The organism is Stenotrophomonas sp. YJH_SMC_4 (assembly GCF_059371575.1).
In genome coordinates, this window is the sequence record NZ_JCAFUR010000001.1 from 485,513 (window position 1) to 510,313 (window position 24,801).

The 24,801-nt window shown below is 64.3% G+C and carries 11 protein-coding genes; 4 read left to right on the top strand and 7 right to left on the bottom strand.

Annotated elements, in window-relative coordinates:
- Positions 1-56: 56 nt before the first annotated feature.
- From AC5P9F_RS02330 to AC5P9F_RS02350, 5 genes are all read right to left on the bottom strand, one after another.
- Positions 57-605: a toxin-activating lysine-acyltransferase gene (locus AC5P9F_RS02330; RefSeq protein ID WP_100437979.1), complete on the bottom strand. Its 549-nt coding sequence runs from the start codon at positions 603-605 to the stop codon at positions 57-59.
- Entirely contained in the window at positions 602-10,726 is a 10,125-nt protein-coding gene (locus AC5P9F_RS02335; protein WP_495231884.1) for an SPM autocatalytic domain-containing protein, read from the bottom strand. Before AC5P9F_RS02335 ends, AC5P9F_RS02330 begins: the two co-directional genes overlap by 4 nt.
- A 2,414-nt stretch (positions 10,727-13,140) precedes the next feature.
- Complete coding sequence (locus AC5P9F_RS02340; protein ID WP_138927384.1) at positions 13,141-13,590, bottom strand: hypothetical protein; 450 nt, start codon at positions 13,588-13,590, stop codon at positions 13,141-13,143.
- Between the two features lie 119 nt (positions 13,591-13,709).
- Positions 13,710-15,104, bottom strand: a complete 1,395-nt coding sequence (locus AC5P9F_RS02345; RefSeq protein ID WP_049422738.1) for an HlyD family type I secretion periplasmic adaptor subunit — start codon at positions 15,102-15,104, stop codon at positions 13,710-13,712.
- A 30-nt stretch (positions 15,105-15,134) separates the two neighbouring features.
- On the bottom strand, positions 15,135-17,273 hold the full coding sequence (locus tag AC5P9F_RS02350; RefSeq protein ID WP_427925918.1) for a type I secretion system permease/ATPase: 2,139 nt from the start codon (positions 17,271-17,273) through the stop codon (positions 15,135-15,137).
- A 258-nt stretch (positions 17,274-17,531) separates the two neighbouring features.
- On the opposite strand from AC5P9F_RS02350, the gene AC5P9F_RS02355 reads away from it, so the two are divergent.
- The 4 genes from AC5P9F_RS02355 (at position 17,532) to AC5P9F_RS02370 (ending at position 23,966) form a co-directional block, all read left to right on the top strand.
- Positions 17,532-18,563, top strand: a complete 1,032-nt coding sequence (locus tag AC5P9F_RS02355) for a LacI family DNA-binding transcriptional regulator (protein WP_100437977.1) — start codon at positions 17,532-17,534, stop codon at positions 18,561-18,563.
- Between the two features lie 355 nt (positions 18,564-18,918).
- On the top strand, positions 18,919-19,821 hold the full coding sequence (locus AC5P9F_RS02360; protein ID WP_100437976.1) for an ABC transporter ATP-binding protein: 903 nt from the start codon (positions 18,919-18,921) through the stop codon (positions 19,819-19,821).
- Between the two features lie 12 nt (positions 19,822-19,833).
- A complete protein-coding gene (locus AC5P9F_RS02365) occupies positions 19,834-23,418 on the top strand; it encodes an ABC transporter permease/M1 family aminopeptidase (RefSeq protein WP_100437975.1) in 3,585 nt (1,194 codons plus the stop codon).
- A 167-nt stretch (positions 23,419-23,585) separates the two neighbouring features.
- Complete coding sequence (locus tag AC5P9F_RS02370; protein WP_100437974.1) at positions 23,586-23,966, top strand: hypothetical protein; 381 nt, start codon at positions 23,586-23,588, stop codon at positions 23,964-23,966.
- Here AC5P9F_RS02370 and AC5P9F_RS02375 read toward each other — a convergent pair.
- Both AC5P9F_RS02375 and AC5P9F_RS02380 read right to left on the bottom strand, forming a co-directional pair.
- Positions 23,956-24,264: a hypothetical protein gene (locus AC5P9F_RS02375; RefSeq protein WP_100437973.1), complete on the bottom strand. Its 309-nt coding sequence runs from the start codon at positions 24,262-24,264 to the stop codon at positions 23,956-23,958. The two genes, AC5P9F_RS02370 and AC5P9F_RS02375, sit on opposite strands and share 11 nt — an antisense overlap.
- Positions 24,261-24,725 (bottom strand): GNAT family N-acetyltransferase, encoded by a 465-nt coding sequence (locus AC5P9F_RS02380; protein WP_012479386.1) that lies wholly within the window; start codon positions 24,723-24,725, stop codon positions 24,261-24,263. Before AC5P9F_RS02380 ends, AC5P9F_RS02375 begins: the two co-directional genes overlap by 4 nt.
- Between the last annotated feature and the right edge of the window lie 76 nt (positions 24,726-24,801).

Below are 24,801 nucleotides of genomic sequence, written 5' to 3' on the forward strand. Positions count from 1 at the left end.
CTCTACTCCCCCGACCGCCAGCGTGGCGACCGGGGCGGACGTTTAGCTCTCCCGGATCAAGCCGCCTGCGACGGCACGCCGCCCAGGGTCACTTTGTCACGCCGGCCGGTGGCCGGATCGGTCCGGTGCATGGACAGGCTGCGCCCCGCGAACGGCCCGGTCAGCAGATCGCCCAGCATGGCCTCGGCCAGGCCGTTGCCGGGCTGGGCGAAGGGGGTGATGAACTCGATCAGCCACAGGCGATCGCCACTGTTCCAGTCGTCCAGTTCCAGCCGCTCGCCGGCTTCCAGCTTGCGCTCGGCCTCCTCTGACAAATTGGCCCAGATTGCAACGCCAAGCGGCAACTGTTCCAGTGCCTGCTGGGCCACCCCGGCGAACGCCGCACCGGCCTCCTGCATGCCCGGCAACGGCGGCAGGGTGCCGAAACGGAACACCCGGAACTGCTCCTTCAGCAGCGGCGGCATGAATGACCATTCAAGGTCCTTCAACTGCATCTCACGGTGCAGCGGCGACTGCGAAAGCAGCCAGACGATCTGGCCGAGGGCCTCGGCAACGGTGCGCGGCGCCCCGTCGGAGGCGGCGGTGGCGGTCGTGGACGTGATCATGAACGGGAAATCCTATAGTCGGGAATGGCGGTCAACAGTTCCATGGTGGCCGGATCGCGCGCCGCCGTGCTGATGCCCTGGGCATAGGGCTGAGCGTCGAACGTGGACATCGCTTCGATCATCTGGAACCGTTTCTTCTGTGCCAGCGCCAGATTGTCATGCAAGGCTGAGCGCTGTGTTGCCGGGCCGGACGGAATGCTTTCGTCGATGGGGGCACGCTGTTCCGACCGAGCCGATTGCTGCATCCGCTCGGCGGCGGTGGGCTCAACGCCACCGAAACGATCCCCCAGTTCCGTCACGGCTTGCGCCACCGGGGCCTGCGGCAGTTCAGTTGCAGGCGTGAAGCGTGGATCCCCGCCTCGGCGGTTGACCCGGCCGGAGGTGGCATCACCGCTACCCAGGTCACGTCCGCCCTTGCCGGCGCCAGCATTCAGGTTCAGGCCGTCACCGTCGCCCCCCTCATCGCGCTCGCCGAAAGCGAAGAACATGTCCGACAGGGCCGCTTGGGTGCCATCGGTACGGGTGTACTGACCGTTGGCATAGGTGGTGTTGTCCGGCGCCGCACCGGGCATCTGCCCGGTACGGCGCGCATCGAGGTTGATCGACGCCACGCCGGCCTGCTGCAACGTCAACAGCTCACCCGCCTGGCTGATGCCATCGCGGTTGGCGTCACGCCAGACCTGGAACTCTCCGAAGCGGGCGTCATTGGCATCCAGACGCCGATCACCATTGCTGTCATAGGCAGCCAGACCTTCAAGGTCGGAATGGGCCCCCTCCAGATCCATCGTGAACGAGATTTCGGCGCCGGAATCGATCGTGCCGTTGCGGTTGCGGTCGAGCACCAGCAGGCCGTCATGCGGGCCGACCCAACCGGTCAAGTCACGCACGCCATCACCGTCCATGTCGAACCGCGTGGCGCTCTGTGCCCAACCCACGGTCTCCACGCCGTCGCCATCCAGGTCAAGCACGACCGGGCCCAGGCGTGCGCCGAACTCGTTGACGACAAACTTCAGCGGATCACTCCAGAGGCCAGCGCTGTCCACGCTCTGGATGACGATTTCATAGTAGGTGTCGTAGTAGGTCTCCTGGTAGTAGCCCGCGCCGCTTCCGCGAGGATCGCCCCAGTTTCCGTCATTCACCTGACGCCGGTTTCCACGATTCACGATCCGCGTGGCAAGCGTGCCGTTGTAGTAGTAACCGTTCAGGAAACCATCACCGGAAATGGCCTTCGACGTGGTCCCATAGTCAAAGAACGATGTCTCGTTGGTATAGGTGTCCCAGTACTGGCCAGTAGTACTCACCAGCTCCACCGCGCTGGTGATCACCAGACGGCTGAAGATGTCCTCCTGGTCACTTCCCCAGAGCACGTACACGTAGTTGCTGTCCTGCGTCTGGACGACCGTCGGCCGCTCATTGACGTTCTGCACATTGATCGTCACCCAGGTGCTGCTGGAAAGGCCACCACGATCGGTGACCGTCACCTGTATCTGGTGGCTCTGCGCGGTCTCATAATCCAGCTGCCCGTGCAGCGCAATCTGGCCCGTGGTGGCGTTGATGCCGAACAAATTGCTGGCACCACCTGTGATGGCAAACCGGTGGTCGCGGTTGTACCACTGGCTGTCCGGGTCGGACCAGTTGGTGAACTGGAATACGGTCTGCCCCGCGCCCGGCGCCGATTCGGCCAGCGTCACGCTCTGGCCCCAGGTTGTCGGCGCTTCGTTGACGTCTTCGATGCGCACCGTGATTTCACGATTGCCCGACACCAGCGCTCCATCCGTCGCACGAACGGTGACGTTGTAATACGCCTCCAGCTGGCCATCGCCATCGCCGTCGATCAACTGCAGGTACGGTGCAACCGCTTCGAAATCGAAGCTGCTGACGTTGTACTTGAGCTGGTTGCCGGAAATGGCGAACCAGGCAAACGGATCGTTGATGATCTGGTACGAGGGTGCGGTCCCGTCCGGATCAGACGACGACAGCGTGGCTACCACCTGCCCGGACACGCCGGTGTTCTCGGAGGTGAGCGCCACATGCTGCACGACGTCCGGCGTTCGTGGTGCTTCGTTGACGTTGGACACGCCCACTTGGAACACCTGGTCGCGGGTTGCGCCGTGGGTGTCGGTCACCCTCACCGTGATTGCATGCGAAGTGGCGGCCTCGTAGTCCAGTAGCCCACCATTGGCGACGCTCAGTACACCAGCCGCGGTGATGGCAAAGCGGCCGCCAGCATTGTTGACCAGGGTGAAGGTCAGGCCGTCGGTCACGTCCTGGTCCTGGCCACTGAACTTACCGACCTCGGCGCCGTTGGCAGTGTTTTCCGCGATGCTCAGCGTGCGATCGACGGTGATGCCATGCGGCGTATCGTTGACGTCTTCAAGGCGCACGGTGATGGTGCGCGCCCCCGCCGAGGTCAGCCCACCCGACACAGCCTTCACCGATACCGAGTACACCACCTCCTGTCGGCCATCGCTGTCAGCATCGCTCAGGGTCATGCCAGCGGCCTTCAGCGCCTCGAAATCCAGCACCAGGCCATCGCGGAACTTCAGCTGGTTGCCGACCAGGGTGAACCAGCCGCGCGCGTCGCCCTCCAGCACATAGCTGTAGCTGCCATTGCCGCCACTGGAGGCAAGGTTGGCGATCACAACGCCGCCCAGCGCCGCATTCTCGGCCGCGATTGCCACCGGTTGGCTGGAGATGGTCGGCGTAGCCGGCGCCTCATCAACGTTGGTCACCGCCACGGTGAACGTCTTGTCGCGGGTCAACCCGCCCGAGTCGGTCACCCGCACCACGATCTGGTGCGAGGTGTTGGCCTCGTAGTCGAGCAGGCTGGCATTGGCCACCGTCAGCACGCCGGCCGCGGAAATCGCAAAGCGTCCGCCTGCGTTGTTGGTCAGGCTGAAGGTGAAGCTGTCATTGTCCGCGTCCACCCGTGCGAAGTTGCCCAGCACGGTGCCATTGGCCACCGGTGCATCCGAGGTCGACTCGACTGTGCTCAGCGCACGGTCCACGGTGATGTCGGTCGGACGCGCATTGATGGTGACCGACAGGGTCTGCGTCTTGCTGCTGGTCTTGCCCGTCGCGGTCTCCTTGGCGATGGCGGTCACCGTCAGCGCCGCAGTGCCGGTCAGGTCGGCCGACCACGTGGCCGGACCGACCAGCGCCAGACCGGCCAGCTGCGCCGGCGTCAGCGACCACACGCCGTTGCCCAGGTTCGTGCCCTTGTTCAGGGTCAGTCCGGTCGGCAGGTTCGAGATGCGGATCTCCAGCGTTTCCGACCCGTCGGTGTCGGTGAGGGCAGCCTGAACGTCCAGCGTCAGCGTTCCGCCATCCAGCGTCTTGCCGACCTGCACGGCACGGGTAATCACCGGCGCGTCCACTACCGGCGCCACATTCATGAAGAACACGCGCTCGGTCACCAGCCCACCGGCATCGGTTGCGATCAGCTTGATCGCAACGCGTCCGCTGGCGTTGCCCTTCGGCACCAGCGTCACCGTACGCTCGCCGTTGGCCCCCGCAGTGATGCTCGGAGTATTCATCCAGGCCACCACCGTCGTGAGGTCAGTGGCATCCACCGCCACGGCACGCACGGTGACCCCGGATGCCGGGGTCAGGTCATCACCGACGGTGAACTGCAGGGCGACCTGGCCATCCTCGTTGATCGACTGATCCGGCACGATGCTGATCGACGGCAGGCCGTTGCCATCCCAGTAGTGCCGCCACTGGTTCTCGAACGTGCCGTCCGCATGCAATGCCTGATAGGCCGCGACCGTGGCCGGCTTGGTGCGACCGGCCATCAGCGCGACCAGTGCCTCTGCATTGATCGTGCTGCTGGCGTGCTCGCCGGCCAGGAAGAAATCAATCTTGTAGTTGGCGCGATCATTGGCATTGGTGGTCGTGTACCAGCCCTTGATCGTGGTCACCACGCTGGTGCCGATCACCGAGATCACCAGGTCATCGCCGGTACGGCTGAACCACAGGTCATTGCGGCTGATGTCGCGATAGCCGATGACGTCGATATCGTCGCCACTGGAGTCGTAGTTACGGATTTCGTCGGCACCGGAGTTGCGGTCGATCAAGTAGACGTCGCTATCATCGCCACCAATCAGGATGTCGTTACCGGCGCCGCCATACAGGGTGTCATTGCCGGCCTGCGCATCGAGCAGGTCGTCACCATCACCGCCATACAGCGTGTCGTTGCCAGCGCCGCCGTAGAGCTTGTCGTTGCCTGCGCCACCCTCGATGTAATCATCCCCCGCGCCACCAGTGATGACGTCGTCGAACCCACTGCCGATCACGCGCTCGAACGCATCTTCCAGCACATCGCCGGCGGCCGCGCCGCCATGGGTTCCCGTCGCCAGGTTCAGCACGATGCCCGCCGTCGCCGTGGCGTAGGTCAACGTATCGACACCGGCGCCTCCGGACAGGGTGTCGGCACCGGCACCGCCATCGAGGATATCGTCGCCATCACCACCGCGCAGGATGTCGTTGCCGACGCCGCCGCGCAGCGTGTCATTGCCGATGCCCCCTTCCAGCAGGTCATTGCCGGCACCGCCATCGAGGATGTCATTGCCGGCGTCGCCGTACAGACGATCATCACCGTCTTCGCCATACAAGTTGTCATCGCCATCACCGCCACGCAGTTCGTCGACGCCTGCGCCACCGTACAGCGTGTCGCGACCCAGCTCGCCCCACAGTTTGTCGTCGCCAGCCTCACCGCGCAGATTGTCATCGCCATCGCCGCCGTACAGGTCGTCGTTGCCACCGCCGCCGTTGATGATGTCGTTGCCGCCGAGCCCCTGGATCACGTCCCGGTTGGCCTGGCCGACCAGCGTTTCTCCAGCGGCAGTGCCGTACAGGTAGTCATCGCGGTTGACCACGGTGAAGACCAGCTGCTTGCTGACGCTCAACCCGGCGCCGCCGCGATCGGTCGCGGTGACCGTCACTGTGACGTTGCTTCCCGCCTCATAGTCAACGATCGCACCGGCCTTCAGGCGCAGCTGGTTGCCGTTGATGATCTCGAAGCGGCTGTCGGACACGCTGTACACCATCGTGGCGAAATCACTGCCTGCCGTGGTGTCTGGATCGGTGGCCGACAGCGTACCGAGCAGGATCGCCGGCAGCGCAGTTCCGGTGGGAACCCGATCGGTTTCGCTGAAGCTGGTGGTGGTGGCCACGAACACCACCGCTGTCGGCGCTTCATTCTCGTCTTCGATGGCATAGGTGAAGCTGAGCGTCGATGCAGATGCAAGGCTGCCGTCGTACGCCCTCACGCTGGCGGTCAGCAACACCTCCTTGATGCCGTCGCCATCCAGATCGACCAAGGTTGCGCCCTGGGCGGCGGCCAGCGTCTCGAAGTCGATCGCAACGCCCGCACGCACGCGTACCTGGTTACCCACCACCTCCAGCAGACCGCCCGGGTTGGTCACCAGCTGCAGGGTCGGCGTGCTCTTGTCGGGGTCCCCGATCACGAAGGTGCCCACCACCGTACCGGCGCCCGTCTTTTCACCGGCCAGTACGGGCGCGGTGTTCGGTGGCCGCGTCGGCGTGAACGGCGCCTCGTTGACGTTGCGCACGTCGATCTTGAAGTCCTTCTCGAACCACGCGCCGGCACCGTCGGTCACGCGCACCCGGATGGTGTGCGCGGTGGCGCTTTCATAGTCAAGCTTGGTGCCATCACGAACGCTCAGCGTGCCATCGGCGGTGATCTTGAAGCGCCCGCCGCCATCATTGATCAGGGTGAAAGTGGCCGTATCTTCCGCGCCGTCGCGATCGACATGGCCGAAGCGGCCCAGCGACAGGTTGTTGGCAGCGTTCTCGTCCACGGCCAGCGGTCCGGGTGCGAGGATGTCGCTGGGCGCGTCGTTGACCGAGCGCACCACCAGATCGACGATCTGGTCGGCGGTATTGCCGTCGGCATCGGTGACCCGGACCACGAAACGATCGTTGCCGTGGCGGTCCGCCGCCGGCGTGTAGACCCAGGCGCCGGTGGCTGCATTGAGCGCGACGGTCCCCATGCCGGGTGCAGTGATTACCGTGTATCCGGTGATGTTCCCATCATGGTCGACGGCATTGACGCTGCCACTGAGCGGTACGTCCTCATCGGTGGCCAGGTACTGCGTTTCGACCAGCGGTGCCGGCTTGCTCGAGTTCTGCCAGTAGCTGCCGAGCAGGCCCTGCAAGCTTGAGGACATCCCAGCCGGCACGGACCCCGACTCTGCCGCCATTGCCGCAAGCAGCGGCTCGGCGTGGGCGAGGAACAGCGAGCCTGCACCGGTCGCGATTTCGGTGATCCGGCTGGCGCCGGTGTAGTAGCCCGCGATGGTGATCCGGGTGCTGCCTCCGATCACGCTGACCAGCAGATCATTGCCCACCTTCTGCAGCCAGACCTCGTGGTTGGCCACGTTCTGCAGCACGATGCGATTGACGCCCAGCGCGTCTTCGATGCGGTCGTTGCCACCCTCCCGATCGAACAGGTAGGTGTCATTGCCATCCCCGCCCCGCAGCAGGTCGTTGCCTGCCTCACCGGCCAGGGTGTCGTTGCCGGTCCCGCCATCCAGCAGGTCGTCGCCTGCGCCGCCCACCAGGGTATCGTTGCCGGCCTCGCCGTAGAGCTGATCGTCTCCGTCCTGGCCCCCCAGGGTGTCATTACCTTCGCCGCCCCAGGCCTTGTCGTTGCCTACATCGCCGCTGATCTGGTCGTCGCCCAGCCCACCGTAAAGCTCGTCAGCACCCGCGCCACCGGCCAGCACATCGTTGCCCGCGCCACCTTCAAGTCGGTCATCGCCGGCATCGCCGGACAACGCATCGTTGCCGTCGCCGCCCATCAGGGTGTCGTTGCCGTCACCACCGATGAGCACGTCATCGCCCCCACGCCCATCCAGCCAGTCGTTGCCGCCCAGCCCGATCAGGCGATTGGCCCGCGAATCACCACTGACGGTATCGGCGAAGCCGTCGCTGCCCACCACGTTCTCCAACGTGCTGACGCCGTTGACTGCAACCAGGGTATCGCCATCGGCATGCCCGCCCGACAGCGTGCCTGCGGCGAGGTCCAGCACCAGCGACGCGGTGGACGTCACATAGCGGACGGTATCGCCATAGGCTTCACCCGCCACCGCCGCCTGGCCGAGGCTGATGCGGTCGCTGCCACCGTCGAGGATATCGGCACCGGCACCGCCCTCCAGCGTGTCGTCGCCGTCGCCGCCCCGCAGCGTGTCATTGCCATCTCCACCCGCCAGCACGTCGTGACCTGCAAGACCCGTAAGCGTGTCCGCGCCATCGGACCCGAACAATACATCGTCACTCGCGCTGCCGCCTTGGGAAAGCTGGCGGAACTGGCGCAGATCCAGCACCAGTCCGTCCTTCAACTGCATGAACTCGACGCGACGCTGGGCATTCGTGTGATTGGCGAGCTTGATCGTACCGTTCTGTGCGGCGAAGACATCCACCTGGAGCGTCGTCCCGCTCAGCGCCAACCGAAGATTGGAGAGGCTTAGCCCTGCTCCCAGTACTAGCGTATCCTGGCCCCCGTCGGTGGCCTGGAACACTTCGCGCACGATCTGTTGCCCATTTGGCCCGTTTCGCCAGGTCGACGAACGGAACTGCCCCTGCGCCGATGGCCACGTGGTGGAGGCTGGCGCGTTCGCCACTGGGGCGTCAAACAGGAAGTCCACCTTGTCCACGCTCTGGTAGACAACAGTGCCGGATGCGATCTCCTTGACCGTCAACCGATACTGATGCTTGTTGCCCGCAGTTGTCTCGCCAAGGCCCAGATACTCCCAGGACGCCGTGTAGGCTGATCCCAACGTCCCTGAGCTGGACATCACCTCATCCAGATAGAAAGCGCCTTCATAGATGACATCACTACCGTCGCCGATGTTGTACTCATAGGCATCGTCGCCCTCACCGCCGTACAGCGCATCCGCACCACCTCCACCACGCAGCACATCCGCACCGATACTGCCGCCGAGACGGTCGGCGCCGGCGCCGCCCTCGATGCCTTCGATGCTGCTGTAGGCATCGCCCTTGGCATCGCCGGTATTGGCGAACGTGCCTTCCAGGTAGACGCGCACCGCCGCGCTGCCCGCGTAGGACGCGATGTCCACGCCACCGCCACCGAACAGGGTGTCCGCGCCGGCACCGCCGTGCAGCAGATCGTCACCCTGGCCGCCGTACAGGATGTCGTCACCCGCACCGCCACGCAGCGTATCGTCGCCTTCGTTGCCCATCAGCAGGTCATTGCCCGCGCCGCCGTCGATGACGTCATCGCCACCGTTGCCGGTCAACCAGTCCTTGCCAGCCGTTCCAGCAATCGTGTCATTGCCATCGCCGCCCCCGAGCAGGGTCATGTCGGTGAGCGCATGGCGGCCGGTCGCGGCAAACACCATGTTCTCGATCGATCCACCGAGTGCGTACCAGTCCTTGATCGTGATCCGGTCACTGGACGCCGAGAGGCGCTCCTTCTCGCCATCGCGGCCGATCACCAGGCGCAGGTCATTGCCATCTCGCTGCAGCATCACATCCTGGATGTCGATGCCGACGCCAAACTCCAGCGAATCAACACCCGCATTGCGCGCAATCAGGCCATTGAGCGCTCCCTTGTGCCGGCGCAGCACCTGCGCCTCGTCGTTCCAGTCGTTGTGGCTGATCCAGGTGGAACCGTCGAAATAGACCACGCCGTCCTTGCTGACGGTGCCATCGGCATTGCGTACATAGCCATTGACGTAGGCGCCCTTCTCCCAGACCAGATCCCAGTTGTCGACATAGTCGTCCATGACAATGTCGTCGCCATCGCCGCGCTGGTAGCGGAAGACGTCATCGCCTTCACCGCCCACCACTTCGTCGTTGCCACGGCCGCCGACCACCAGGTCCGAACCCGTACCGCCATACACACGGTCATTGCCATCATCGCCAAACACCGTGTCATTGCCTGCGCCGCCCAGCACCTGGTCGTTGCCGGAGCCGCCCATCACCCAGTCCTGGTCGCCATCGCCAGCAACGAAATCGTCGCCCGAGCCACCATTGCCGAAGTCATTGCCGGCCAGGCCTCGGATCTCGTCATTGCCGGCGCCGCCATACAGGAAGTCAGCGCCGTAGGTGCCCAGGATCACATCCGAGCCACCGGTGCCGATGATGTACGAGGTCATGTCGCCGATGCGGATGTCCTCGCCATTGGCAAACCGCAGCCACTCCACGCGATGCGAGGATTCGAACCAGTCCTTGATGGTCAGCTCATCGCCGGTGTGGGTCGCGTTGCCGGCGGCGTCATAGCTGACCAAGGCAATGATCAGGTCGTTGCCGGCGCCGCTGGCCGAGGAGCGGCGCATCTGGATGTTCTGCAGCGACAGGCCGGTGCCGAACACGATCGCGTCCTCACCACCCTTCACCGAGCCGTTGACCTCGTACTCGCCACCACCGGCCCAGTTGCGCGCCAACTGTCCATTGGCGATCTTTGCGAGGCGGTCATTCAAGCTGTCGCCGCTGCCACGGATGGCGTCTGCGCCCTCTTCGTCGTAGACCACATCGCGGCCGTCACCAAGCCGGAACAGGTACTGGTCCGCGCCGCCCCCACCGAACAGGCGTGCTTCGCCATTGGCACCCCGATCATCGCCAGCGCCACCGGCGATGATGTCCCCCCCTTCGCCACCCACCAGCAGGTCGTTGCCAGCGCCACCTTCCAGCCAGTCCGAACCGGTGCTGCCATACAGGCGATCATCGCCGGCACCGCCGTCGAGGTAGTTGCCGTTGCCACCACGCGCAGCGATCGCCAGCGCCTGTGCGCTGGCATCACCGATGGCGAAGTTCACATTGGTGACATTGCCGGCGAACAGCACGTCATTGCCGTCCCCGCCAAACAGCCAGTCATCGAGCAGGCCGCCCACCAGGGTATCGTTGCCGCTGCCGCCGAGCAGATCGTTGCCGAGGTCTCCACCCCGGACCAGATCGTCACCTGCACCGGCATCGATGACAGCCGCGATTTCGATGCGATGCGTGGCCGAAGGTGCGTTGCCGTTGACCAGCAGGCCGGTGGTGCTGGACAGCAATGCACCATTGACGATGATGCTGTCGCTGCCGGTTCCGCCGAGGATCCTGTCTTTATCTGCGGTGACGATGGTGTCGCCCAACGAGTGAACTTCGTCTCCGGTCCAGCTGACCAAGGTACGCTTTCGTCCTCCATCAGGATCGAGCGCCAACGTCATGTTGGAGGCGACCAGACCGACACCGTCTACAGCGCCGTCTGCCAGTTGATCAAGCCATGCAGCAAATCCCCCCGTCCAATCAGACGCTGCACGGCGGTTGAGTCCGAGCTCTTCGACACGGACGAGCGTAATGGCCCACTGTGCGGCGAACCCACTCTCAGGCGCTCCCGCAATCAGAGTATTGATTTCCCATGGAGACGCAACATATCGAGCGTAGTCGGAAGCAACGGCTATGTCGCCAAACAGATTGGTCGCACTGAAACCTGTCGGCGCATCTAGGCTGACAAGATTCTTTCCGATGGCACGCTTGATGTAGATGTCTCCACCAATCATCCGATCGAGTAGATTGGACAACGCCCGCACCGTACCGTAGGAAATTACATCCTCGGCCTTGGAGGTGGTGAATGAAGGCTCCGACCAATAGCGATACTTCTTGCCGTACGTTCCATAGGTACCGCCATCCACCGTCGCACCCGTTGCCACCCGGCTCCCCGACACCTCCAGTACCGCATTCATGGTGCCAGCGACCTGATTGGCCAGTAGCGTCGCTCCGATACTCACGCCGCCCGAGCGGGCACGAACGCCAGAAACGGTGAAGGTCGAGTTCGCCTCGTCCCAGGTGACAGATGCCCAGGAGCGCGGCTTCCCACTGGAGAACAAACTTCCGATCAATCCTCCGAATATGTACCCAACCAACGCGCCAATAGCCGCGCCGATGGGTCCGGCATAGGTCGTGCCAACGGCCTGCAGCAAGGCACTCCACGTCTGTGCCATCGTGGCACCAACATAGGCGCCCACAGCAGAGCCGATCTGAGCGCCCAACTGTCCACCCACTGTTTCGAACTGGACGAGGCTGGCGCCCAGGCGCGCGCCGATGTACCCACCGATCGCGGTAAAGACCTGCCCCTTTGACAAGCCATCTGTGATGCCGATCGTGGCGCCATCAGCAATCTTGATCGCATTCTCAATGATCTGGCTGAGTGAGCTTGCGGCAACGCTCTGTCCGACCTCTCCCAGCGTGCCCTTGATGCCAAGCGAGCTGATCAGCTCAGCCGTCAAATAGGCAGAAACCGTGCCAGCAGCGGCGCCCTGAAGGCTTACTCGAAATTCGTCCGGAACATCAGAGAGCAGATCCAAGACGCCCGCCCGGGTCACGACCTTCGTTCCACCGGCGGCTGCAATCTCGCCCAGATTTTTGCCTACCGTCTTCAACGTGGCTGAAGCGAGCACCTTCCACAGTGGATCGTTGATCTTCAGCGCAGAGGCTATTGCCCCGCCAATGGCCCCGCCCAAACCCCCAGACATGGTGATTCGTTGCAAGGTTTCACTGTCAACGGGGAGCTGTATCTGTGAAGGGCTTCGCGGCTTCTGCGAAGCATCACCCTTTCTATTGAAGACCCGCAATGGCCCTCGGCCATCAGAGAATATGAACTGGCTATCTCTTCCGCTGAAGTACAGGCCGTCTGCTTCAAGGACCGCCTCGTTGCCACCTATCGCCTCAAGATCAATCCGAACGTCGCCAGGCTGGTTTCCCGCCGGCATCAGCCGCTGCATCTGCAGCTCGGCTTCGATGATGTACTCCAATTGGGGACCCAAGTAGTAGTTCCGGTAATCGAGCCCCCCGGATTGGCCGAGCCCCGCACCGGTACCGTCGTAGTAGCAGATTCCGAATCCCTCGATGTTCGGCGAATTCCTGCTGGACTCAATGGAGTAGTTGCCGCGCATGGTGATGCCCTGTGCGAGCTTGTAACTACCATTGGGCTCCTTGATGACGCATCCCGGTGGCATCGCCTGATACATCCTGGCCAAGAACGACTGCTGGTCAATGCCATTGCTGGAATTGAGTACGGCTCGTCCCCAGACTGCGTTCCATCCGCCGATCATCGCAACCGCTTCGTTTTCGCGAGTAGCCTTGAGGTAGGCAGCCAGGATGGGCGTGTAGTCTCTGACACCCTTCACGACCGAGAGTGCGTATACCTGCTGGCGGAAAGTTTCGAGCGCTTTGGCGTTCTCGACTTGATAGATGCTATGCGCGGTTTCATGGCCGAGCACGAATGCCAGCGCGTCCAACGCAGCTTCACCTCCAGCAACGAACCGATCGCGACTTATACGGATGACTCCGGACCCGGCGCTGTAGTGCCCTCCCTCTGTCGCACCGGAGGGAAGCAGTTCGATTCCCTTCAGCGTTCCATTCTTGGCGGATACGTTCAAGCGAATCATGAGTTCGGGTGAACTCTCGATTGTCCGCCTAATGGTCTGCTCGGCCTTGGAGAACTGCCCTCCCTTCTGACGGAGGCTCTGCAGAACGGCTTCAAGCTCGTTGTTGATCGATGGCATGTTCAGAACTCCCGGGGACCGATGCTGATCGTTTCAACGCACTGATGGCGCTGACCATTGGTAGTGCTTGTGTATGTCCTGACCGCAACCTCCACGTTTCTGGCACCGAGGTACCAGGTCTCGGGAAGCAGCGTTGATCTGACTGGCCCACCCTCCATCCCGATGGCCTTGAGCCTCCGGGCAAACTGATCGGCATTGAAGGTGCAGGTGCTCCCTGGCGTGGCAACGTAGGTGTCGAGGCGCGTTTGATAGCCACCGTTGCGAAACTCGGTGTGCATCCAGAAAGACCAGCCTTCGACCGTGACCCCCTCCCCTCTGCCGGAAGAAGGCAAACCTGCTCCACGCCGCCAACTGACCCGCATCGCCTGTTCCAGAGTGCTCGGCGGGATGCCCTTCCAGTGGTCCCCGCCCTGTCGGGCCAGCAGTCCAACCAGGCGTTCCTGCAGGTCCACCGACCTCAAGGAGGCGTGATCTCGTGCCTGTAGATGCCAAGGGAGGAGTACCAGCGCGAGAATCAGACCAAGAGCCCGCATAGGTACAGGGTTGCCGTTTGAGGCTCGAACTCCGCTTTTCATCGCTCCCTCCCCGCCTCCTGAACACGCCGCGACAGCGGTGACAGCAGGTATTCAATGATGCGGCGATCACCGGTCTTGATCTCCGCCGTGGCAGCCAAGCCTGGCGCCAGCGCGCGGCGCCGGCCATCCACTTCGATCCAGGGCTTCAGCAGGCGCACGCGCGCCGGGTAGCGTAGCCCTTCCTTCTCGGTCTGCACCGCATCATGGCCCACGGTCTCCACGATTCCGTCGACCACGCCGTAGCGGGTGAACGGGTAGGCCTCCAACTTCACCTCCACCGACTGGCCGTCGCGGACGAAGCCGGCATCACGATTGGGCAGCATCGCATCGACCACCAGTTCGCCGTCGTGCGGCACCAGCACCATCAGCGGATCTGCCGGCTTCACCACGCCTCCGATGGTGTGCACCTGCAGCTGCTGCACCACGCCGGTCACCGGCGCGCGCAGTACCATGTGCCCGGCCTTGTCATGGGCCTTCTTCAATTCTTCGCCACGCAGCGCGCGCGCCGCTTCGGCCTCGGTCAGGGCGTCCAGTGCTTCACGTGCGAACTCGCTGCGGCTCTTGCTCATCTGCTGGCTGGCCGCCAGTTGCGCTGCGGTCGCTTTGCGCTGCTCTTCGCGTCGGATCGCCAGGTCCTGGCGCATGCCGACAACACGCTCCTTCACTTCGGCCACCTGCAGTCGCGGCACATAGTTGTCGCGGCTCAGCTCCTCCAGCTTGTTCAGCTGGTCTGTAGCCAGCGGCAGCTGCTCTTCCAGCTTGGCGATCTCGGCCAAGATCATGCCGTGCTCGCCATCGCGCTGGCTGCGCTCCTGCTGCAAGCCGCCCACGGTGGAATCGAACTCGCGCTGTTTGGCGGCCACCAGTGCCTGCTGGATGGCAACGATGCTGTCAGATGCTCCCTCCGGTGCGATGAACCGACCGGCCCGGCCGGCAACGTGGTCAACCACGGCCTGCGCCCGTGCCACATCGATCTGCGCGGTCAGCAACGCCTGGCGCGCCTGCTCGACCTCGGCATGGCTGACCGTCGGATCCAGTTCGAGCAGCGGCGTGCCAGCCTTCACCGACTGCCCTTCGACCACATGGATCGCACGGACCACACCCTGGTCCGCAGCCTGGATCACCTTCACGTTGCCGCGCGGAATCACCTTGCCTTCGGCCACGGCGACCATGTCCAGGCGGCCAAGGCACGACCAGACCAATGCGATGGCGAGAAAGGCGATCAGCAGCCAGAGAACGGTGCGGCCGATCGGGTTCGGGGGCTTTTCCAGGATCTCCAGCGCCGCCGGCAGGAAGTCCGGCGCCGCCGAATCGCGTTGGTCCGGCTGCGCACGCTCCGCGCGCAGGCTCTCGCGCAGGATGCCCAGGTGATGCCTCAGTCCCTTCAACATGCGTGCTGTCCTTGGCTGGGCCCGCAGTGGTCAGTTCAGCGGGGCCGCCACGGCGGGCAGGCCCATCTGTTTGGTGTAGAGCAGTGAGTAACGGCCTCCCGCGCGGAGCAGATCCTCGTGCGTGCCGGTCTCGGTGATGCGGCCACGTTCGAGGGTCACGATGCGGTTGGCCTGGCGTACCGCCGACAGACGATGCGCGATGATGATCACGGTGCGGCCGGCGGACATCCGCTTGAGGTTGTCCTGGATGACCTCTTCGCTCTCCGCATCCAGCGCCGAAGTCGCCTCATCGAAGATAAGGATCTTCGGATCGATCGCCAATGCACGCGCGATCGCCAGGCGCTGCCGTTGGCCGCCGGAGAGATTGCCCCCGCGCTCGTCGATGCGAGTGTCGTAGGCCTCGGGCAGCTCCAGGATGAAATCGTGCGCGCCAGCCAGCTTGGCCACTTCCACCACCCGGCTCATCGGCATCGCCGGGTCGGCCATGGCGATGTTCTCGCGCACGCTGCGGTTGAACAGCAGGTTTTCCTGCAGCACCACACCCACCTGTCGCCGCAGCCACGCCGGATCCACCATGGACAGATCGACACCATCCACCAGCACACGGCCGCGCTCCGGGGCGTGCAAGCGCTGGATCAGCTTGGTCAGGGTCGACTTGCCGGATCCCGAGGGCCCGACCACGCCGAGGATCTCACCCGGAGCAATCTCCAGACTGACCGACGACAACACTTCCTGCCCCTCAGGCCGATAGCGGAACGACACGTGCTCCAGCGCGATGCGGCCATCCACTGCCGGCAGGCTGGCACGCGAGGGTGAGCTGGCCGGTTCGGTAGGGGAGTTGAGGATGTCGCCCAGCCGCTCCACGGCAATGCGCGCCTGCTGGAAGTCCTGCGCCAACTGCGCCAGGCGCAGCACCGGCCCGGCAACCTGCCCGGCAAGCATGTTGAACGCCACCAGTTCGCCCACGGTCAGCTTGCCGTCAATCACCAGCCGCGCGCCGAAGAACAGGAGTGCCACGGTGGCCAGCTTGTGGATCAGCTGCACCGCCTGCGAGCCCCAGTTGGCCAGCATGCTGGCGCGGAAGCTGGCCTGGATGTAACCCGCCAGCTGCTTGTCCCAGCGGTTCTGCGCCTGCGGCTCGACCGCCAGCGCCTTGATGGTCTCCACACCGGTCACTGCTTCGACCAGGAACGACTGGTTTTCGGCACCGCGCACGAACTTTTCATCCAGGCGGCGCCGCAGCATCGGCCCGACCACCATGACCACCACCGCGTACAGCGGCAGCGTGATCAGTACGATCAGCAGCAATGCAGGGCTGTACAGCCACATCACGGCCAGGAACACGATGGCGAAGAACAGGTCCAGCACGACCGTCTGCGCCGAGGAGGTGAGGAACTCGCGGATGGTTTCCAGTTCGCGCACGCGCGCCACCGAATCGCCCACCCGGCGCGCCTGGAAATAGGCCAGTGGCAGATGCGTGAGGTGCGAGAACAGCTTCGATCCCAGCTCGGCATCAACGCGGCTGGTGGTGTGCGAGAACAGGTAGGTGCGCAGTCCGCCCATCAGCACTTCGAACACCGAAACCACCAGCAGGCCGAGGGCAAGCACTTCCAGCGTGGTGATGCCTTTGTGCACCAGTACCTTGTCGATCACCACCTGGAAGAACAGCGGCGTGATCAGTGCCATCAACTGCAGGAAGAACGAGGCTACCAGCACGTCACGCAGCAGGCGGCGATACTTCACCAAGGCAGGAATGAACCAACCGACATCGAAGCGCCTCACGGCGCCGGCCACGCTTTCACGCGTGGTCATCAGCAACAGGCGGCCATCGAACTCCTGCGAGAACTCGCCAAGGGACAGCGTGACCGGGCGTCCGTCGGCCGCCGCGTCGAAGCACAACACGTTCTCGGCGTCGGCCTTGAGCACGAGCGTATAGCGCCCGTCGGCCAGGCAGGCAATGGCGGGCAGCGGATGGTCGCGCAGCGCGGTAACCCGCGCCTGTACCACGCGTGCCTTGACGTCCATCCGCTTGGCCAGGCGCAACAGATCCTGTGTATCGATACGGCCTTCGGGGTGGCCCAGCTGGTGCCGGAGCTGGTCGGGGTCGGCAGGCCGGTCCAGAAACCCCAACAGGGCGACGAAGCACGCCAGCGCGCCTCCATCGTCCACGCACAGCGGCTCCTGCAGATCGATCCCTGATCCGTTACTGCCCACGTCAACTGCCTTGTTGTCCCCTGGTGCGCGGACTCTAGGGCCATCCCATGGCAGCTGTCCATCCGCTGAATGCGCTTTTGTGCAAATCAGGTCAAAGTGACAAATTGATCACATTTTTTAACATCAACTCCGTTCATCCACACAGGAGCGCACCTGCAAGCAGAGGGCCAGCCTCATGGCATCATGATCGCTGCACGTTCCCTATCCGTTCCCATGACGATCAAAGGCAAAGCCACCTCCCTGGACATCGCCCACCTGGCCGGGGTCTCCCAGCCGACCGTGTCGCGGGCCCTGCGAGGCAGCCCGATGGTCAATGCCGAGACCCGCGAGCGCATCCTGCGCATCGCCCGCGAACTGAACTACAAGGTCGACAAGAACGCCTCCAGCCTGCGCCTGCGCAACGCCGGCACGCTGGCCCTGCTGTTCTTCGAGGACCCGACCAACGACGACTCGCTGATCAACCCGTTCTTCCACTCGATGCTGGGCTCGATCACCCGTGCCTGCGCCCTGCATGGGCAGGACCTGCTGGTCTCGTTCCAGCAGCTGTCCACCGACTGGCAGGCCGATTACGAGGACAGCAACAAGGCCGACGGCATCATCCTGCTCGGCTACGGCGACTACCACGAATCGCGCGACCGCCTGCAGCAGCTGGTCGAACAGGGCACGCACTTCGTGCGCTGGGGCGCCGCCCTGCCCGGCCAACCCGGTGTCTCGATCGGCAGCGACAACTTCCAGGGCGGGCATGACATCACCACCCACCTCCTGCAGCAGGGCTGCCACCGCATCGCCTTTCTCGGCCATGCCTCCAGCCATTACCCCGAATTCCAGGAGCGCTACCGCGGCCATGTCGCGGCCCTGCAGGACCACGGCCTGGCCGCCGAACCGACGCTGCAGCACGATGCGATCACCACCGAGGCTTCCGGCCAGGAAGCCTGCCAGGCACTGTTGGCACGCGGTGAACCGATCGATGCGATCTGCGCCGCCAGCGACCTGATCGCCATCGGCGCGATGCGGGCCCTGCGCGAGGCCGGCCTGCGGGTGCCACAGGACGTAGCGGTGACCGGCTTCGACGACATCCCGCTGGCAGCCTCGGTATCCCCGGCGCTGACCACGGTGCAGCAGGACACCAAGCAGGCCGGCCAGCTGCTGGTGGAACGCCTGCTGGCGCTGATCGGCCGACAGCCGGTGGAGAGCCAGAGCATCCCGGTGAAGCTGGTGGTGCGGGAATCGTCGCTGCGCCGGTAGGCGCCGCCAGGCCTCCCGCCACGCCCCAACGTGCGACGGCGGAATTCTCCCCCCATGACCAACGGCGGATGACGCCTGCCTGCCCGTGAGCGATAACCACGACGCACACAGGGAACATCGGTAGCGCTCGTCTGCTGAACTGCCGGCTGGCATCCGGACAAGAGCCCATCGCATGCAATCCGGTGTTGCAGCTCAGTGCCTGCAGGACACCCACGAGTATCCATGACTCTGGGACACGTCCTATAGGACGTTGAGGCTGCACGTCCCAGAGTTTCAGCCTTCAAGGCCAGGCAACCTGATTTCAGGTAGCCCGGTCGATTCCACCTCGGTCCGCCTCTTCTACTGGAGCTGCCAAGTGCTGAAGATCGATTCGCTGTCCAAGACGTACGCCAACGGCGTGCACGCCCTCAACAACGTCAACCTGGATATCCCGCGCGGCATGTTCGGCCTGCTCGGCCCCAACGGCGCCGGCAAGTCGTCGCTGATGCGCACGCTGTCCACCCTGCAGGAGGCCGACAGCGGAACGGCGACGCTCAGCATTCCAGGCGAGGCGCCGATCGACGTGCTGCGCGACAAGGACGCGGTGCGCCGCCGGCTGGGCTACCTGCCGCAGGATTTCGGCGTGTATCCGAAAGTCAGCGCGCTGGACCTGCTGGAGCATTTCGCGGTGCTCAAGGGCCTGACCCAGCGCGCGCAGCGCCGCGAGGTGGTCGATGGGCTGCTGCAGCAGGTGAATCTGTGGGATGCCCGCAAGCGCAAGCTGGGCACCTACTCCGGCGGCATGCGCCAGCGCTTCGGCATTGCCCAGGCGCTGCTGGGTGACCCGCGGCTGGTGATCGTCGATGAACCCACCGCCGGCCTCGACCCGGAAGAGCGCAACCGCTTCCTCAACCTGCTGGCGGCCATCGGCGAGAACGTGGCGGTGATCCTGTCCACCCACATCGTCGAGGACGTGACCGATCTGTGTCCGACGATGGCGATCATGAACAAGGGCCAGGTGCTGCTGACCGGCCGTCCTGCCGAAGCGATCGACGCCCTGCAGCACCAGGTCTGGCGCAAGCAGGTTGATCCTTCGGAACTGGCCGACCACGAGGCACGCTACGTGGTGCTGTCCACCCGCCTGGTCGGTGGTCGCCCGGTGATCCACGTGCACAGCACCAACGACCCCGGCGACGGCTTCGCAGCCGTGGCTCCCGACCTCGAGGACGTGTACTTCCAGCGCCTGCGCCTGCAGGCCCGTGCCCGCGCGGCAGCCTGAGCGGAGCACGCCATGATCTTCAATTTCTTCCGCTTCGAACTGCGCGAGCAGCTGCGTTCCCCGCTGCTGTGGCTGCTGGCCGGGCTGTTCGCCCTGCTTGCCTTTGCCGCAGCGTCCAGCGACGCCGTGCAGATCGGTGGCGGCACCGGCAACGTGCACAGCAACGCGCCCACCGTGATCGCGCAGATGCTGGGCATCTTCACCCTGCTCGGCATGCTGGTCACCGCGCTGTTCGTCAGCAACGCGCTGTTGCGTGACTTCGAACTCGGCACTGCCGAACTGATCTTCGCCAGCCCGGTGAAGCGCCGCGATTACCTGGCCGGGCGCATCGCTGCCGCCCTGGCGGCCGGGCTGCTGGTCTACATCCTGATCGCGTTCGGCCTGTGGCTGGCGCCGTTCATGCCCTGGGTCGATCCCGAACGCATGGGCCCGATCAGCTGGCAGGGCTATGCCTGGACGTTCGCGGTCATCGTCATTCCGAACCTGTTGTTCACCACCGCGCTGCTGTCGCTGCTGGCAGCGCTGACCCGCTCGATCCTCTGGGTCTACATCGGCCTGGTGGCCTACCTGGTCCTGTACGGCGCCAGCGCGGCGCTGCTGCGCGACATCGACAATACGTGGATCGCGGTGCTGAGCGAACCGCTGGGCATGCGCGCACTCGGCCGTACCATCCGCTACTGGTCCACTGCCGAACGCAACAACGGGATTCCCGAGCTGGCCGGTTACCTGCTGGCCAACCGCGCCCTGTGGTTGGGCGTGGCTGCCGCGCTGTTCGCCGCCACCTTCGCGCTGTTCCGCACCGAACGCAGCGGCAGTGGCCGTCCGCGCTGGGGCCGCAGGCAGGCGCAACCGGCTGCCGATGCCAGCGTGGTCCGCCCCACCCGCGCGACACTGCCGCGCGTGATACCGGCGTTCACTGCCAGCACGGCGTGGCAGCAGTTCCTGCGCCAGGTCCGCTTCGATACACGCGGCGTCCTGCGCAGCGTGCCGTTCATCGTGCTGCTGGTATTGGGCCTGGCCAACTTCCTGCCCAGCGCGCTGTTCCGGCAGACCCTGTACGGCACCTCGATCTGGCCGGTCACCTCGCAGATGATCATGGGCCTGCAGGGGGCCTTCAGCTGGCTGCTGGTGATCATCGTGCTGTTCTTCGCCGGTGAGCTGGTCTGGAAGGAACGCAGTGCGCGCATCAATGAAGTGACCGATGCCATGCCAGTGCCGAACTGGGTGCCGCTGCTGGCCAAGTTCACCGCACTGCTGGCCGTGATCGTCTGCTTCCAGGCCGCCGGCGCGCTGGCCGCGATGGGCGTGCAGCTGGCCAAGGGCTACACGCATCTGGAGCCGCTCCTGTACCTGCGCAGCCTGGCGCTGGATTCGGTGGTCTACATCCTCATGGGGGGCCTGGCGCTGGTGCTGCAGGTGCTCACCAACAACAAGTTCGTCGGTTACGCATTGCTGATCGTGGTGATGATCGGCCAAGGCGTGCTGGGCATGCTCGACTACACGCAGAACCTGTACAACTTCGGCAGCTGGCCCAACGCACCCTATTCGGACATGAACGGCTACGGCCACTTCCTGACCGGGCAACTGGTGTTCCAGGGCTACTGGGCGCTGTTCCTGCTGACGTTGATGTGCCTGGCGTCGGCCTTCTGGGTACGAGGTGTCAGCCAGGGTCTGCGCCAGCGCATGACCCTGGCCGGCCGTCGCCTGCGCGGCCCGACCGGTGCCTTCGCCGCAGTGGCCGCCCTGGCCTTTGTCGCCGTGGGCGGCTGGCTGTACTGGAGCACCAACATCCGCAACGAGTTCATCTCGCCCGACCAACAGCTGGATCTGCAGGCCCGCTACGAGCGCGAGCTGTCGAAGTACCGCACGCTGCCGCAGCCCCGCATCGTGGCGGTGGACAACCGCGTGGATCTGTTCCCGGAATCGCAGTCGATGGTGATCGATGCGAACTGGACGGTGCGCAATACCCACGCCACGCCGATCCAGGACGTGCACGTCTCGATGGGCGATGACAAGCAGCTGGTCGCGGTCGACCTGGGTGGGCAGACCCTTTCGATGCATGACGCCGATCTCGGCTACCGCATCTACCGCCTGCAGAAACCGCTGCAACCGGGTGAAACCCGCAGCGTGCATTTCCGGGTGGTGCAGAAGCCCAACGGCATCACCGCGGGCCAGGCACCAAGCAACATCGTCGACAACGGCACCTTCTTCAACAGCCGCGTACTGCCTTCCTTCGGTTACAACGAAGGCGCCGAGATCAGCGACCGCAACGAGCGGCGCAAACGCGACCTGGGTGAGCCGCGGCGCATGCCCAAGCTGGAAGACGAAGCCGCGCGTGCCAACACGTACATAGCCAACGATGCCGACTGGCTCGACTTCCGCACCACGGTCTGCACGGCACCGGACCAGGTGGCGTTGGCGCCGGGCTACCTTCTGAAGGAGACCACGGTAAGTGGCCGGCGCTGCTTCAGCTACGCCATGGACCGGCCAATGCTGAACTTCTACGCCTACCTGTCGGCACGCTGGGAGGTACGCAGGGCGAAGTACAAGAACATCCCGGTGGAGGTCTACTTCGACCCGGCGCACGGCTACAACGTGGACCGTATGATCGAAGCGGTGCAGAAATCGCTGGCCTACTACGAGGCGAACTTCACCCCGTACCAGCATCGCCAGGTGCGCATCATCGAGTTCCCAGGCTATGCGCGCTTCGCGCAGTCGTTCGCCAACACCATCCCCTACTCCGAGGCCATCGGTTTCATCGCCGACCTGCGTGACCCGGACAAGGTGGACTACGTGTTCTACGTGACCGCGCACGAGATCGCACACCAGTGGTGGGCGCACCAGGTGATCGGTGCCAACGTGCAGGGCGCGACGGTGCTGTCCGAATCGTTGTCGCAGTACTCTGCGCTGATGGTGATGGAGCAGGAGTACGGCCGCCAGCACATGCGCCAGTTCCTCAAGCGCGAACTGGACGGCTACCTGTCCGGCCGCGGCGGCGAGGCCATCGAGGAACAGCCGCTGGAACGTGTGGAGAACCAGCAGTACATCCACTACCAGAAGGGTTCGCTGGTGTTCTACCGGCTGCGCGAGGAGATCGGCGAGCAGGCGCTTAACCGCGCATTGAAGCGCTTCCTGCAGGACAAGGGGTACCAGCAACCGCCGTACACCACCTCACGCGAGCTGCTGGACTACATCCGCGCCGACACCCCGGCCGACCGCCAGCAGCTGGTCACCGACCTGTTCGAGAAGATCAGCTTCTACGACAACCGCGTGATGGCCGCCAGCGCCCGCAAGCGCGATGACGGCCGCTACGACGTGACCTTGGACCTGCACGCCGCCAAGCAGTACGCCGACGGCAAGGGCAAGGAGAGCGACGGAAAGATGGATGACTGGGTCGAGGTCGGCGTGTTCGCCAATGGGCCGTCGGGCAAGGAGCGCGACCAGAAGGTGCTGTACCTGCAGCGCCACCACATCACCAGCGCCGATCCGAAGATCACGGTAACGGTGGACGAAAAGCCGGATGAAGCGGGCTTCGACCCGTACAACAAGCTGATCGACCGGGTGAGCGATGACAACCGGCGCAAGGTAACGATGTGAGGTATGCGGTGGTGCCAGTCAAATGGCTGGCATCACTGCTGCAGACAGAAACGACATGCCACGCCCAATTGCGTCATTTAAAGTCCTGATTGGCCAGAGATGCAGGGACACCACCAGATTCCATTTCAAGGCAAGCGATACTCTCCGTGCACCTTCGAGAGGCCGCGATGACATCCAGCCATATCTACTTCGCCGCACACGGAATCTCAGCATCACTGAACTGGGCAGCCGAGGTATTGGCCGACGGTGGTCTTGAGCTCGAATTGGAGCTGGGTGGGAACAGTGTTCTCATTACGGGCGATGAAGACGTTCGCCTGCGGCTCTCTCTCAACGACGCGCCCCATGTTCTCCAGGAAGCCATCGCGCTAGCGCATGGCACTGAACACGTACATGCCATGAGCCAGTGCACGGCCAGATTCGAGATCTCAATCACCGACCTGGAGGCGGTGTTGGATGAGATGAACACGCTGATCGAGGTCCAGCAGACACTGCTCACCGCCGTGGACGGTGTCCTGTGGAACGAGTGGAACGAAGCACTCAGCCGGTGATTTCCGGCTGAGGCCTGGCCTTCGGCCCAAGCAACGCCAGCAGTACATAGAACACGATCGAGGCGACGGTGCCGAGCGCCGCCGGCAACCCGAACGCCCACGCCGAACGGCGCTGCTGGCGCGCCCACTGGGCCAGATGCCAGGCCGCGCCCAGGTTGATCAGCCAGGCAATGACGAACACCGGCCATAGCACCATGCCCACCGCGCGCAGCAGGGGCATGGACACCAGCGCGGCAGCGATCGCCGCGATCAGGAAGATCAGGGCCGAGCGGGAATGGCGTGCCGTGGATACGCTCATGCGGCCAACCTGCGCACCATCACCAGCACGCGATAGCTGCGGTTGTCGGCTTCCTCCAGCGGCTTCCAGCCCAGACGCGCATACAGCCCACCGTCCAGGGCCTCGGTCTGCAGGTAGAGATCGGAAACCCCCATCCGCACCGCCTGCGCCGCTGCTTGCTCCACCAGCGCGCCAGCCAGCCCACGCCCGCGATGGCTGTCGGCCACGAACACGCTGCCCAGCCAATGTTCGTACTGTGGGAAAGCCTGCATTTCCCGCCGCTTGAGCTGGACTGCGCCAACCACCTGACCGTCATCGAATACGGCGATCAGGTGCGGGAAACCTTCGGCATCCTGTGGCGGATTGAGCCGCTGCAGTTCCTGTTCCACTGTCAGGCCGGCGTCCTGGCCCCATTCCGCGTGGTACCACCGGGCCAATTGCTGCCGTTCCGGTGCGTCGGCGGGTAGTCCCCTGAATTCCATGGCAATGCCTCGATCCCGATGTCACCCAAGGGGATCATGGACGGCGCCCGAAGGGAAGCCTTCTGTAAAGTCGAGC

Coding starts and splice junctions, on each gene's coding strand:
- AC5P9F_RS02365 (WP_100437975.1), top strand. CDS start 19,834: ATGATCTTCAATTTCTTCCGCTTCGAACTGCGCGAGCAGCTGCGTTCC.
- AC5P9F_RS02355 (WP_100437977.1), top strand. CDS start 17,532: ATGACGATCAAAGGCAAAGCCACCTCCCTGGACATCGCCCACCTGGCC.
- AC5P9F_RS02330 (WP_100437979.1), bottom strand. CDS start 605: ATGATCACGTCCACGACCGCCACCGCCGCCTCCGACGGGGCGCCGCGC.
- AC5P9F_RS02380 (WP_012479386.1), bottom strand. CDS start 24,725: ATGGAATTCAGGGGACTACCCGCCGACGCACCGGAACGGCAGCAATTG.
- AC5P9F_RS02375 (WP_100437973.1), bottom strand. CDS start 24,264: ATGAGCGTATCCACGGCACGCCATTCCCGCTCGGCCCTGATCTTCCTG.
- AC5P9F_RS02370 (WP_100437974.1), top strand. CDS start 23,586: ATGACATCCAGCCATATCTACTTCGCCGCACACGGAATCTCAGCATCA.
- AC5P9F_RS02345 (WP_049422738.1), bottom strand. CDS start 15,104: ATGTTGAAGGGACTGAGGCATCACCTGGGCATCCTGCGCGAGAGCCTG.